General features: G+C 38.3%; 14 protein-coding genes. 10 read left to right on the top strand and 4 right to left on the bottom strand.

Features of this window, described 5'->3' with window-relative positions:
- Positions 1-140: 140 nt before the first annotated feature.
- The gene (locus FZF08_RS07775) at positions 141-650 is read right to left on the bottom strand and encodes a lipocalin family protein (RefSeq protein ID WP_159468076.1); all 510 of its coding nucleotides are present in this window, start codon (positions 648-650) and stop codon (positions 141-143) included.
- 156 nt (positions 651-806) lie between these two features.
- Here FZF08_RS07775 and FZF08_RS07770 point away from each other — a divergent pair, with 156 nt between their 5' ends.
- Positions 807-2,291, top strand: a complete 1,485-nt coding sequence (locus FZF08_RS07770) for a PLP-dependent aminotransferase family protein (RefSeq protein ID WP_159468075.1) — start codon at positions 807-809, stop codon at positions 2,289-2,291.
- 159 nt (positions 2,292-2,450) lie between these two features.
- On the opposite strand, the gene FZF08_RS07765 is transcribed toward FZF08_RS07770, so the two are convergent.
- Complete coding sequence (locus FZF08_RS07765) at positions 2,451-2,630, bottom strand: hypothetical protein (protein ID WP_159468074.1); 180 nt, start codon at positions 2,628-2,630, stop codon at positions 2,451-2,453.
- A 409-nt stretch (positions 2,631-3,039) separates the two neighbouring features.
- Here FZF08_RS07765 and FZF08_RS07760 point away from each other — a divergent pair, with 409 nt between their 5' ends.
- Positions 3,040-3,543 carry a hypothetical protein gene (locus FZF08_RS07760; protein ID WP_159468073.1) on the top strand — a complete coding sequence of 168 codons (504 nt, stop codon included), beginning with the start codon at positions 3,040-3,042 and terminating at the stop codon, positions 3,541-3,543.
- An 864-nt stretch (positions 3,544-4,407) separates the two neighbouring features.
- The gene (locus FZF08_RS07755) at positions 4,408-5,898 is read left to right on the top strand and encodes an IMP dehydrogenase (protein WP_159468072.1); all 1,491 of its coding nucleotides are present in this window, start codon (positions 4,408-4,410) and stop codon (positions 5,896-5,898) included.
- A 139-nt stretch (positions 5,899-6,037) separates the two neighbouring features.
- Here FZF08_RS07755 and FZF08_RS07750 read toward each other — a convergent pair whose 3' ends face one another.
- Positions 6,038-6,412 carry a hypothetical protein gene (locus FZF08_RS07750; RefSeq protein WP_159468071.1) on the bottom strand — a complete coding sequence of 125 codons (375 nt, stop codon included), beginning with the start codon at positions 6,410-6,412 and terminating at the stop codon, positions 6,038-6,040.
- Between the two features lie 493 nt (positions 6,413-6,905).
- Here FZF08_RS07750 and FZF08_RS07745 point away from each other — a divergent pair, with 493 nt between their 5' ends.
- Complete coding sequence (locus FZF08_RS07745; RefSeq protein WP_159468070.1) at positions 6,906-7,403, top strand: hypothetical protein; 498 nt, start codon at positions 6,906-6,908, stop codon at positions 7,401-7,403.
- A 261-nt stretch (positions 7,404-7,664) separates the two neighbouring features.
- Here the strand turns inward: FZF08_RS07745 and FZF08_RS07740 are convergent, their stop codons facing one another.
- On the bottom strand, positions 7,665-8,480 hold the full coding sequence (locus tag FZF08_RS07740) for an alpha/beta fold hydrolase (protein ID WP_159468069.1): 816 nt from the start codon (positions 8,478-8,480) through the stop codon (positions 7,665-7,667).
- Between the two features lie 242 nt (positions 8,481-8,722).
- On the opposite strand from FZF08_RS07740, the gene FZF08_RS07735 reads away from it, so the two are divergent.
- From FZF08_RS07735 to FZF08_RS07710, 6 genes are all read left to right on the top strand, one after another.
- Positions 8,723-9,316, top strand: a complete 594-nt coding sequence (locus tag FZF08_RS07735; protein WP_159468068.1) for a Crp/Fnr family transcriptional regulator — start codon at positions 8,723-8,725, stop codon at positions 9,314-9,316.
- A gap of 137 nt (positions 9,317-9,453) precedes the next feature.
- Positions 9,454-9,825: a DUF983 domain-containing protein gene (locus FZF08_RS07730; RefSeq protein ID WP_159468067.1), complete on the top strand. Its 372-nt coding sequence runs from the start codon at positions 9,454-9,456 to the stop codon at positions 9,823-9,825.
- Between the two features lie 226 nt (positions 9,826-10,051).
- Positions 10,052-11,155, top strand: coding sequence for a Fic family protein (locus FZF08_RS07725; RefSeq protein ID WP_159468066.1), 1,104 nt, complete (start codon positions 10,052-10,054; stop codon positions 11,153-11,155).
- Positions 11,156-11,342: 187 nt separating this feature from the next.
- On the top strand, positions 11,343-12,452 hold the full coding sequence (locus tag FZF08_RS07720) for a Fic family protein (RefSeq protein ID WP_159468065.1): 1,110 nt from the start codon (positions 11,343-11,345) through the stop codon (positions 12,450-12,452).
- A gap of 14 nt (positions 12,453-12,466) precedes the next feature.
- Positions 12,467-12,643 (top strand): hypothetical protein, encoded by a 177-nt coding sequence (locus tag FZF08_RS07715; RefSeq protein ID WP_159468064.1) that lies wholly within the window; start codon positions 12,467-12,469, stop codon positions 12,641-12,643.
- A 57-nt stretch (positions 12,644-12,700) separates the two neighbouring features.
- Positions 12,701-13,642, top strand: coding sequence for a hypothetical protein (locus FZF08_RS07710; protein WP_159468063.1), 942 nt, complete (start codon positions 12,701-12,703; stop codon positions 13,640-13,642).
- The last annotated feature ends 77 nt before the right edge of the window (positions 13,643-13,719 follow it).

Genomic DNA, 13,719 nt, shown 5'->3' with positions numbered 1-13,719 from the left:
AAATTTGAAGCTGAACACAACCAAATTTAGTAAAAAAAAACTGATTTAGTTAGCTGTAATTCAGGTCGGTATGTTGCCTGACTCTGAAAGCCGACAGGGAATTGCAGATAACATAAAGTAGTCATTCGTGACAATGCCAATTATTCTTTATGATTTTGGCAGGTAAGTTTGGATACATCATAGCCTCTCGCCTCGCAGCGGGTAACAATGTCGGAATAAAGCTTTTTATCTATCGATTTTTTTCGACTCATGATAAATAGGAATTTATGTTCGGGATGGCCAACTACAACGTAAGAATAGTCCTCAGCCAGTTCAATAACCCAATAATCAATTTTGAATGGCCAGAGAAATTGCGCTTTCATTTGCGCATTATTGGTCCCTGGAACCTGATAAACTTTCGAAGACACGGAATGAATTTCATCACTTCCTGCTTTTTTATAAGACGTAACCACATCATAATATTCACCCTTTCGGTTCCAGGTATATTTTCCAGTTGTTTCCTTGCTGCCTTTGTCATATGTAGACGGAATGGAATAAAGTGAATACCATGTTCCGGCATAATGGTTGATATCGACCCTTTCAACAGTAGCGTTTGGAAGCTTGAAAGCGCTCAGGACACAGATAAAAAGTATGGATGCCAGAAGTTTCATAAGTAAGTGCGTTTTTCAGAACATACGGTCTCAAGCTTTATTTAGATGATTTGAATTTTGAAATCTTTTGATTTTTTTGATTTTTCGGAAAAGGCTTTCACAGGTAATTTGATATAAATTCATGGCCGGACTCTTAATATTTACTAATTTTGACGTATGAGTAGTCCGGTTCAAATTCCTTTCAAGAGTATGGTCGTAATTGACCGCATTTTGGATACGCCAGTATATTTGCAGATTGTCCATCAGATGATCAATGCAATTCAGCGCGGCGTATTAACGCCTGGTATCCAACTGCCGGGATCCCGCACACTATCTCAGGAACTTGACGTTCATCGTAAGACCATAATTGCCGTTTATGATGAATTGAACGCCCAGGGCTGGACAGAAATCCAACCTAATAAAGGGACTTTTGTAAGCAATAAATCACCCGCCAGAAGATCAGATTCATTAAAATATAATACCGAATTTCTGACAAGTTATCCTGCAAAAACGGGTTTTAGTTTCAAACAAAATATATTGCTGGATAAGCCCTTTGTACGTAACGATTCTGCACTCGAATTTACAGATGGGCTTCCGGATATACGCCTCGCTCCGTTGGATCGATTATCGAAAGTTTATGGTGGAATTCTTAAAAGAAAAAGCAGTCACAAACATTTTGGTTATTCTCATGTTGAAGGCAATGAATTTTATCGTGAAACATTGGCGCATTACCTCAATAATACCCGGGGACTGCACATTACGAAAAATAATATCCTGACAACCAGGGGGATACATATGAGTATTTACCTGGCTTCAAATATGTTAATCGGAAAAGGGGACCTGGTCATTGTAGGTGATCTTAGTTATTACGTGGCCAATATGATATTTCAGGAGGCGGGTGCCACTATTATTCCTGTTGCTGTGGATGAGGACGGAATTTCGGTGGAAGTTATAAAAAAGCTTTGTGAAACAAGGGAAATCAGAATGTTGTATCTGACACCGCATCATCATTATCCGACTACGGTGACATTGAGTGCGGAAAGGCGCCTGGAATTGTTAAGTCTTTCGGCTCAATATGGTTTTATAATTCTTGAAGATGATTATGACTATGATTTTCATTACAACAGCAGTCCGGTATTACCACTGACGAGCGCGGACAGGCATGGAATGGTGGTTTATATCGGTTCTTTTTGTAACTCCCTTGCACCGGGTTTTCGGTCAGGGTATTTGGTGGCTCCCGAAAATCTTATCCAGGAATTAGGCAAGTTTCGCCGCATTGTTGACAGGCAGGGAGATATGCTAATGGAGCAGGCTCTGGGAGAATTGCTGGAAGAAAGAGAAATTCAGCGCCACCTTAAAAAAGCATTGAAAATTTATCAGGAAAGGAGAGATTTTTTATGTAGATTATTAACCGCTGAATTAGGTGATTATGTCTCATTTTCGGCACCGCCAGGAGGTTTGTCTATCTGGACGAAATGGAACCCGGAATTGAATCTGATGCGTATCAGCAAAAATTGTTTGGCGCAAAATCTTCATCTGCCACAAAAACTTTTGTATCAGACTGAAAGTGTGACAGCAATGCGTTTAGGTTTTGGGAATCTATCGCTTGATGAGATGCAGCAGGCTGTTGGTATTTTGAAAAATGCAGTCAAAAAAGGATAATGGAAGAGTTTTGAAGATCTTATCCCCAATGATTTGTCGGGAGATGGGCCTTCTGTTGCAGAGCTAAGCCAACAGTTAGCAAACAGCTATTCAATGGCTGACTGCTTAAAAAATAGGCAATATATGTTTTATTTTATTTCTAGATATTGTTTTTAATAGTCAATTGTCTTGATCCTCTGACGATGCTTTTTCATCGTTGTCCCTTTCCTTTTTATTCAAAAAACTTGAAATCCACGAAAACAGCATAAATGGGGAAAGAAGCACAGTAGTAACAACTGTGGCGACAAACCAGATCAAACCTACAATTCCTTTTATAAAAATAATAAAAAATTTGCTCATCAAGAGGGCGATAGAATAGTCTTTTTTGATTATATATTATGTGTTTAATCTTTCGGTGCCCGACAATTTATAGTATGCCAGACAGATCAAAAAATACTTTAATCCGTTGAGTCGAGGTTTTAAAATAGGCGCAAGGTAAATGTACTAACTATTTGATTATAAGTTAGATATTTTGATTTACCGGTTGAAGGATTGAGAAGTTAAGTCGTTTTTCTTACTACAAGCATTGTAGACAATCGAAATGTTGTGATTATCGCTTATGAGTAATTGTTTGAATAGTTTTATTTAAAATGCTTAAAATTACAATATTATCATTTAGGTTTGTAGTATCTTCGTATCATCAAATTTTTTCGTAGAAAAAATTCTATCAATATATTTACGTTATGTAGAACCTCTATCCGTAATAAAAGTGAAAAACTATTTATTGATTCTCGTCGTTTGCTGTATTGCAACACGATTTGCCTCCGCCCAGGATGTTATAGTCAAACATGATGGTGAAAAGCTGCATGTTAGGGTGAATTACGTAACAGAAAGTACTATTGTCTTTACAAATCCGGTAGATTCCCATTCAGATAAATTAGGGAAAGCAGAAGTTGAAAAAATTGTTTACCAATCCGGACGTGTAGAACCAATTTCCAAAAAAGTAGAAGTGCATGGGAAAAAGGACTGGGAGAAAATTATAGTAACCAGTAATCCTTTGTCTGTGGTGGGTTTGATAAAAAAAGGAGAAATTCATGTAAAGTCAGCGCATCATATTGACGGTATTGCAAATATGGAATCCAGGGAGGTTGAAAAAATGAAAAAACAAGCAGCTGAAATGGGAGCGCACGTGATTGTGCTAAGCGGATACGACGCCCGTCATGAATCTCTGAAAACGAATGACCAGATTGTTGTCGCTTATGGCTATGAATAACCTTGGAAATCAAATTTGATATGTAAAAATTGAATTAAGATTGCTTCTTTCCGTCTCTCAGAATTTTTTACGTATAAGGCGTCAGGTTAAATCTTAGACAACTATAACGTTTGTTTAAATAAATCTAAACAAAATTATTTACTGTCTGGCAAGTGTTTTTGTGGATTTTACTATCTCAATTTATCAATAAGCTTTTATTTGATTTTGCGTTAAGTATACTATTTTAGGTCAGGATAAAAGAAGTTCTGACATTTTCTAGTCCTTAGATCGAGGAAATTGTTTTAAAATTAACTACTTTTGCGTCCATTATATGAAGAACGCTTCACAATGAGTCGCTTTAACAACGAATGTTGTACGATTTACGCTATGTAAAGCTTCCGTGGAAAAATCATAATTGACGTAAGTGAATTATTTCCTGGAAAAGATGTTCTCTATAAATATATTTTATGGAAACAGGGTTCAATTTTGTCGAAGTGCCCGGTTCAAAAAGCCGGAAAGTTGCAGGAAAAAAGCAACAGTGGTACAGAACGGCAGTTTTAAAAATATTTTTAGAATATTATAATATCCTTCATTTCAGTACTTTCCACAATAATGTTCCAGTAAATTTTGATGTTTGGGATCCGAAATTGTTTCCAGCTTCATTACTTCAAACCGGCAAAGTAAATAATCTAATTTTCTTAACAGATTTAAAAAGAAATCTGTATTCAGTTTTAAACTTCAAAAAACAGCTCGTTTTTTCTTTTTCGGTAAAACAGTCTTATCGGTTAAATCTTATTTTTCTTCAATACATATTGTTAGGAAAACGGTTTTTCTCATCGGCAGTATTCCCGGACATGATTGCGATTAATTTTAAAAACAGATAAAATGGCTCAGTATTTAAACGAAACATCAAGAACTTTTAGCGAATACCTGTTAATTCCTGGTTTGACAACCAAGGATTGTGTTCCTAATAAGGTGTCATTGAAAACGCCTTTAACTAAATTTAATAAGGGAGAAGCATCCGATATTGAACTAAATGTTCCTTTTGTATCAGCCATTATGCAGTCGGTTTCTGATGATAATATGGCTATTGCGCTGGCGAAAAATGGAGGGCTCTCTTTCATTTTTGGTTCTCAATCCATTGAAGAACAGTCAGAAATGATTAGAAAAGTGAAAAATCACAAGTCTGGTTTTGTGATTAGCACCGCTAATCTTACCGAAGAACATACATTAAAAGATGTCATACTTTTAAAAGGAAAAACCGGGCACTCCACGATCGCGATTACAGACAATGGAAATGCAGAAGGCAAATTGCTAGGTATCGTAACAAGCAGAGATTACCGTGTTACGAATGACAGCCTGGATAAAAAGGTGAAAGATTTTATGACACCTTTTTCAAGTCTTGTAACGGCCGAACTTGGAATTTCCCTGAAAGAAGCAAATGATATTATTTGGGAGCACAAGCTTAATAGTCTTCCGGTAATTGATGAAAATAATAATTTCAAGTTTTTTGTGTTCAGAAAGGATTATGATAACCATAAGGATAATCCTCTGGAATTGTCTGATTCTCAAAAGAAACTGATCGTTGGGGCTGGTATCAACACAAGAGATTACAAGGAAAGAGTGCCTGCGTTGGTTGAAGCGGGTGCGGATGTGTTGTGCATCGATTCGTCAGACGGATTTTCAGAATGGCAAAAGGAAACACTTGAATACATCAAAAGCGAATTTGGTGGAAAAGTAAAAGTGGGTGCTGGTAATGTAGTGGATAAAGAAGGCTTTTTATATCTGGTTGAAGCAGGTGCGGACTTTATTAAAGTGGGCGTTGGCGGTGGATCTATTTGCATCACAAGAGAAACAAAAGGTATTGGCCGTGGGCAGGCAACAGCTCTGATTGAAGTAGCAGATGCCCGTGATGAATATTTCAAAGAAACCGGAGTTTATGTTCCTATTTGTTCTGATGGTGGAATTGCCCAGGATTATCACATGGTACTTGCGCTGGCAATGGGTGCTGATTTTTTGATGATGGGAAGATATTTTGCCCGTTTTGACGAAAGTCCGACACGTAAACTTATGGTTGGCGGAAATTACGTTAAAGAGTATTGGGGAGAAGGTTCCAACCGCGCGCGTAACTGGCAGCGTTACGACATGGGCGATACAGCAGATGGCCTGAAATTTGAAGAAGGTGTAGACAGTTACGTTCCTTATGCTGGTACTTTGAAAGATAATCTGGCTGTTACGGTTGGTAAAATTAAATCAACAATGTGCAGCTGTGGAACTATTTCAATCCCGTTGTTAAAAGAAAAAGCAAAAATTACATTGGTATCTTCTGTTAGTATTGTTGAAGGTGGAGCGCATGATGTGATTGTGAAGGAATAAATTTTAGAATATTTTGATTAAGCTGGCCAGGTATGTTTATATCCATATCTGGCCAGCTTTTTATATTTCCGGGATAATTTCCAACCAGAAATTAATTCCATAACCGTTGGATTTTTACCTACCAAAAATCATTATACCTTCAGATATCTTTGAAATGAGGATCATAAAATGCTTTCCATACTTTTATAGTCTCTTCGATGGATTCAGGCGGACTAGATAAATAATCCTTTATTTTTGTCAGATTAACAGAAGTGGAATGGCTGGATGACGCTTTTACCAGACTTGTCAAAAGTTTATCTATCGCAGATGAATCCGTCTGCCAGTTTTGACTATATTTCTCGTACCAGTTTTCGTTCAAAAATGCAAAACCATCATAACTGTACGCATTTACAATTCCGTCAGGATCAATAATGACCGCTTCGGTAGGGTTTTCTCTTTCAAGTTCAGCATATTTTTCGTTAAAATTGTTAATGCCTTCGCCCAGGATTGCAATGTTTCTTAGTACCTTAATCATGATTCAGGATTTCTTTAAGAGGTGATTATTCATTTGAGGTGTTAAGTTACCAGACATAATTATCATGCCGGTAAGATTAATTTCGATTTTTTTGAATTTATTATTGAACGGTCTCATACTCAATTTACTAAAAAATTAAGGGAATCAGGATTTTATTCCGGATTCCCTTTTTGGTGTTAATAGAGCGAGGTTTTACATAAAACCTTTATGAGTCGGACTAAAAAAATATGCCAGCGGTTACTTTTTCCAATGACGAAATTTATTTTTTATCAGTATTTATGCCGTAAAGATACCATCGTAAAGGGTTATTTCAAACAGGTAATTTGTAAAAGTATGATCGATTTTTATATAGAACCACGTAGTTGAAATTCCGAGTTAGATTTTGATAAAAACAAATACTTAGATCAAAATCTGTATTGCGGATTGTTTACTTTTGAATGTTATTATTTCCTGAACTGTTTTTACAAACAGTATCCATTTTTACAATTTTAAAATGATTAGAATTTCGCAGCTTCCTTTAATTACTACCGCTGATCAGTTTCATGCAGCCAAACAAATTCTGCTTGTGGATGTGCTATTTGTTGGTGACGCGCCGAGAGCGATGCGGGAATATATCAAGACAAGTCACGGCGGATTTGTTTATGAAAAGAAAACTTACATGCCCATTACTTTGACAGGAAACCCGGAAAATCTGATTATAAATGCAGAAAAAGGGATTCATTTCAAATTTGATAAAGGGTTTGAAAATGTTTATGTCCTGAACGGAAATCTGGATGTAGCGATCTGGCACCGGAAATTATATGACATGACAGCTTACGCTGATCAGCCTTCTCTCGGATTTGAGCGTGAAGTGGATTTCATTATTGAAAGATATTTGTCTGGTTATGTAGAATATCCAAAACCAGAATCTACACTATTGAAGTTACCTGCAAAAATGCCTGCAATTGGTACAAAAGCCATGCGCGGATTAAGGCCGGTTATAAGAAAATAGTTGGTTTTGATATTATTGTGTAAAGGGTAGTGGTAGATTTTAACAGGGTTTTTTACCCGTCCAACGTCGAAAAAGCCGTCGGACGGGAGCCCAGAACAACATTATTTCTCAGGAAAACGTGTTCGGGCCACCCGTCGGACGGTTTTTTCTACCGTCCGACGGTTAAGCAAAACTAATTAAAGCCCCAAAAAACAGAACTATAAACAAGAAAAACCCTCCCAAAACCAAAGTTCTGAGAGGGTGTTAATTAAGAAATGACGATTATTTAATCGCAGCAACCTCTTCAATAATCGCTGAAACTTCATTAGGCTGAGAAAGATGAGCAGTATGTCCCGCCATCAAACTGTACACTTTTGTAATCGTAGTCGTTTTAATCATCTGATCCTGCAAATTAATACCAATCGCGTGGTCGTTGATCGTATGAATGTAATATTTGGCGACACTTCCAAAATTTACATCCGTCAAAGTCACTTTATTTGTAAAAGGCAAAAGCGGCTCAGTTCTGTTTTTTGACAACAAAAGCTTTTTAATTTCAGCACTTCCATCCTGACAGAAAATATTGATCAGGCTATCTGACTTTACTGCAATTGTTGACTGATCAGCACTCACTTCCAAAGCAGTCCCTAAAAGTGATTGTTTATCAGCGCTGGAAAGCTCGAATAATGACTGCTGGTTTTGAGGGAGGAATGCGGCCAAATAGACAAGTTTGGCTATTTTGGTTGGAATCTTTTCAGCAACTGCGGAAATCACCATACCACCCAAACTATGACCAACCAGAATTACTTTGGAAGATTGTGCTTCAATCACTGAAATTACTTTCGCGCTGTAACTATCCAGCGTTAAACCGGCAACAGGCGTAGTGTCATCTCCGTGAGCAGGCAACTCTACCGCAATCACCGTAAACCCTTTTTTCTCTAAATTACTTTTAACGGTAACCCAGGTAAAGGTTCCCTGCCATGCACCATGGACTAAAACAACAGTTTCTCCTTTCTTTTCCGGTGTTGGACTGGATTCTGAATTACATGAGGATATTGCTATGGTAAGCAAAATTACCAAAGATGTGATAATCGTTTTCATTGTATTTAAGGATTATGTTTTTGAAAAATTATTTGTTTGTTTTTTGATAGGTCAAAGGTAGAGGCGGCCTCTACCAATAATTTTCACATAGGTTAAAAAGCGACGATGACGTATAAAATATAATTTTGATGGAAACGAGTGCGGGAAATAAGTGGTAACTTAGTTCTATGAAACACGGAGGAAAACCAGTCGTTTTAAATTTGAAAATCCACAGTTTAATTTCTTAAAATCGGAATGTTGCAATGCTTTTAAATCACAAGGAAATCCTACACAATAGCCTTAGTCAGTTTGCAAAGGTGGGAGAAGAAGATATCCGGTTGGCGGATCATATGTGGACACACCGCACGATTAAGAAAAACGAATTTTTTAATTTCAGGAATTCAGTTTGCAGGCAAATTGGATTTATCAACAAAGGATTGTTCCGCGTTTATTACACTGATTTAAAAACGGAAGTTGAGCATAACATTTATTTCGTCCCTGAAAATACATTTCTGGTTTCCCTGAAAAGTTTCCTTACACAAACGGCTTGTCCATATAGTATAGAAGCACTCGAAGATTCTGAATTGATGGTGATCAGTCATGAAAATTTATTATCGCTTTATCCGCAATCACATGCCTGGGAACGTTTTGGGCGAGTGCTGGCCGAGCAATATTATGTTTACAGCCAAACCAAAGCCGAAGGATTATTAAGCCAGTCGGCCGAAGATCGTTATGTTTCTTTATTAACTGAATTTCCGGAAGTCGCCAACCGCGTTTCATTGGGACATGTGGCTTCTTATCTTGGAATTAAAGGCCCATCATTAAGCAGAATCCGGGCCCAAATGGCTGGAAAGTAGTTGGTCAAATATTTAAATAAGCAAAATACGTTCTACGTGCCACCCGTCCGACGGCTTTTTCCGCCGTCGGACGGGTAGACAAATCCGGCACCAGGCCAAAAGATTCAAATACCACCAACGATCAATATAAAAGTAAAATGTCCAAAATAGTAAACGTCGTCAGGATGAAATGTCCGCGTTGCCATCAGGGAAACCTGTTCATGAAGCGGAATCCATACAGCCTGAAAGACGGATTAAAAATGCCGGACAATTGTCCCGTTTGCGAACAGGATTTTAAAATCGAACCCGGTTTTTACATCGGTGCCTTGTGGACAAGTTTTCCAATAGTCATTTTCCTGATGACGCTATTATCTGTTCTGTTACTTGTCTTTGTAAAAATGCAGCTAGAATGGTTTTTTGTCGCGATCACCATCATTTTATTCTCCTTACAGCCAATAATCATTCGTCTGGGAAGAGCAATCTGGATTAATATTTTTGTTGATTACAATGAACATGCGGAGAATAAGTAAATTAATCTCCGCAAATTTGCGGAGATTAAAATTATCAGATTTAACTAAAAACTATTGTTATAATCAATTAATTTATGTTTAATGCATTGAATATTAATACATTATAAATTTATATGTAATATAATAAGTCAATAAATTAAATTCTAAAAAATTAACGATGCGGAGAATAAATTTGTTAATCTCCGCAAATTTGCGGAGATTGTTTGTGTAATAATCGCATGATGTTATGAGCTTATACATCCACCAAAGAAAAAACTGGCCTCAATTTAGTTGGGACGAAGCTGAGCTTTCGACAGTTTTGGGAGAGGTGCGCTATTTTCAGGGGAAAATCACCGGGCGAATGGAAGCTTTTGGTTTATCGTCAAAATCTGAAACGATACTCAAAACGCTAACCGAAGATGTATTAAAATCGTCTGAAATTGAAGGCGAAGTACTGGGCCGTGAAGAAGTACGTTCCTCCATCGCAAGACGGCTGGGCATAGAAATCGCCGGGCTCGTCCCTTCCGACCGAAATGTGGATGGCGTGGTGGAAATGACGCTTGATGCTACCCAAAATTATAAAAGTGAACTGACAAAAGACCGGTTACTGGGTTGGCAATCATCTTTGTTCCCGTCCGGACGAAGTGGTATGTACCCGATATTAACCGGAAAATGGCGGGACAATGAGAAAGGGCCGATGCAGGTAGTTTCCGGACCGTTGGGAAAAGAAACGGTACATTTTGAAGCACCGGATGCGACACGGATTGAAGATGAAATGGAGCAATTTTTGACATGGTTTAACAGTTCTGTCAACATAGATCCGGTGATAAAATCCGGAATCGCTCATGTATGGTTTGTAACCATCCACCCGTTTGATGATGGAAACGGCCGGATCGCGCGGGCGATAGCGGATATGCAGCTTGCCCGGACGGAAGGCAGCGGCGAGCGGTATTACAGCATGTCCGCGCAAATCAGAAAACGGAGAAATGAATATTATGCAATTCTTGAAAAAACGCAAAAGGATAATCTGGATATAACACTTTGGCTTCAATGGTTTTTATCCTGCATGCGTGATGCGTTGCAATTGACCGAAGAAACGCTGAATGTAGTTTTGCAAAGAGTTACCTTTTGGGACAAATATGCAGAGGTACCACTGAACGAGCGGCAGCGTGTGATGATCAACAAAATGCAGGAAGATTTTTTTGGGAAACTTACATCGTCAAAGTGGGCCAAAATCACAAAATGTTCACAGGATACCGCCGGACGTGATATCCAGAATTTACTCATCAAAAATGTGCTTTTTAAAGAAAATGGTGGTGGCAGAAGTACGGGTTATGGGCTGGTCTTGTGAGGACAAGTTACTGCGCAAGCGAAGACAACGATTTTAACTGAGTGTTTATTAAATCCAATACATTTTGTTCAAATTTACGTGTTCATTTTTTTATAATATTGAACATGATTCATTTTTATGTTCAGAAAATGGACATATATTTGTAACGTGTTCAAGTATCGAAAAAAACTGGACATGTGATTTGACTATGTATGATCGCAACAAACCTTTTAATGACCTTTTGCCATTGCCTCCATCCGAGGAAATTGTCAATGATCTTGAAATTTTAAAAAAACTGGTTCTTTCTTCAAGGGCATTAGCTACCGTAAATAGCAACGTAATGAGATTGCCAAACCCATTGATGTTGGTGAATACCATTGCATTACAGGAGGCGCGGACTTCCACAGAAATCGAGAATATTTTCACAACCGGGGATGAACTTTATAGGGCGATTACCGACACTTTAAAAGGAGAGCAAACAGACACCGCCACCAAAGAAGTGCTGCGTTACCGGGAGGCAATGTGGGCAGGTTATCAACAACTGGAAGTGAAAAATGTGATTGATGTGGATCTGATCACGCATATTTTTCAACAAATTAAGAATACCGCCTCTACCTGGCGTTCACCACATGCACAGGTGGTTATTAAACGTGGACAGAGTGAATTTCGGGCAGGAGAAATCATTTATACGCCGCCACGGGGAGAAGGGATTATCGAAGCTTTAATGGATAACCTGATTGACTTCCTGAACGATGACGAAAAGTATGCAGTTGATGCCCTGGTAAAAATGTGCATTGCACATTACCAATTTGAAGCCATACACCCGTTTCATGATGGCAATGGCCGTACCGGACGGATTTTAAACCTGCTTTATCTGGTTCAAAAGAAATTGCTGATCCAACCTGTTCTCTATCTTTCCAAATATATTATTATCAACAAGGAAGACTACTACTATCATTTAGGGGCTGTTACACAACGTGGAGCATGGAAGAACTGGATACTTTTTATGTTGGATGCCGTTGAAAATACTGCACTTTTGACCAGCTCTCTTATTGACGATATTATCAGACAAATGGCAGAAACACTTGCCTATGGAAAAGCGCATATCAAATGGTATAATAAAGAGATTAACGAAGTGATATTTTCTCAGCCTTATTGCAAGCCGCAAAATCTTGCTCCTGTTTTGCAAAAAACATCCCGTACTACACTTACAAAGTACATGGACGAACTGGTCACTGCGAAAATATTGATCCCGCGAAGGCAGGGAAAAGAGGTATATTATTTGAATGAGGATTTGATCCGGATTTTGCAGGGATAGAGTCCTTGCGGCTCATGATCAACAAAATGCAGGAAGGTTTTTTTGGGAAACTTACATCTTCAAAGTGGGCCAAAATCACGAAATGTTCACAGGATACGGCTGGCAGGGATATCTCAGATTTAATCGCCAAAGGAATGCTCATGAAAGAGGGCGGAGGAGGTAGGAGCAGTGCTTATTCGCTGGTTTGGTAATTCGTTAAAGAATAAAAATTTAAAATGCGGTGATGCCGCTTTATAAAACGGGACTATATGGAAATCACTTATTTTTTAAATACAGCAGAGGAAGAAAATTTGTATTGCCGCATTACGGAAGACTCGGATAGCGTTTCTTTTCCTTTACACTATGGTGTCGATGAAGATGAATGGGACTTGGAAAATGACGAAGTGTCGCCGGACGATCCTTATTTTTATTCGCTCATGAGTTTTAAAGCCTTTTTGGAAGAACGTTACGAAGCGTTAAAAATGGAAAGAGCGACTGATATTTTGAACAAATTAAAAAGTGAAGTGGAGGCCATTACAGAAGAATCCGGCATTCAGGGCATAGCGCGCAAGATGTTTGATGATGAAAATGCTTCCGAAGGAATACCGTCCTATGACCAGTTTATTGCAGCTTTTGAGAAATTTTCGGGATTAGGGAATGAAGAGTATGAAGCCCTTGTCATTGACAATACGCTGGAATTTGGTACGGAAGATGGTGACGATTTTCAAATGGATACCGTTGCAGGGCTTAAAACCCGTCTGAGGTCTTTCATTGAAAAGAAATCCTACGCCGAAATAGGTATGATGACCAGCAAATTTATCTGGAGTAAAATTTACAACGACGCCGGCGGGATAGAAAAACATATTTTCCTGCCTGAAATGCTTCTGGAATGGGAAATATTCTGGGATATCGAATACGAAGAAATCAAAAATGCTGGCGGTGAAACGGCTTATCTCGACAAAACAAAGGAAAAATCATGGCGACAATTCCAGGTTTTTATGGCCTGTTACAGCGATTCTGTCGATATTATCCAGCTCGCATTTGAAATCGACGACATGGAATTATATCCTATGATCGTGACAGTTATGCTGAGAATTTTTGATGCAGAAGTTTGTTATGAAGAATATTGTGAGGCCGAGTTTGGCGGGGATGACTGGGAAGTGATTGAAAGTAACGGGATGCCGTTTTTTATTAAGGAAGGAGATTTTTGAGGCACTGAATTGAAAGTTACTTCAAAAATCATTCAATAGTTGAAAGCGAAAGGGCAGATTGGAAAAAGAGAAATGCA

Origin of the sequence: Dyadobacter sp. 3J3, assembly GCF_009801115.1 — a bacterium.
Lineage (GTDB): Bacteria > Bacteroidota > Bacteroidia > Cytophagales > Spirosomataceae > Dyadobacter.
The sequence above is the reverse complement of the archived record's forward strand: the minus strand, read 5'-3'. Positions and strand labels throughout refer to the sequence as shown.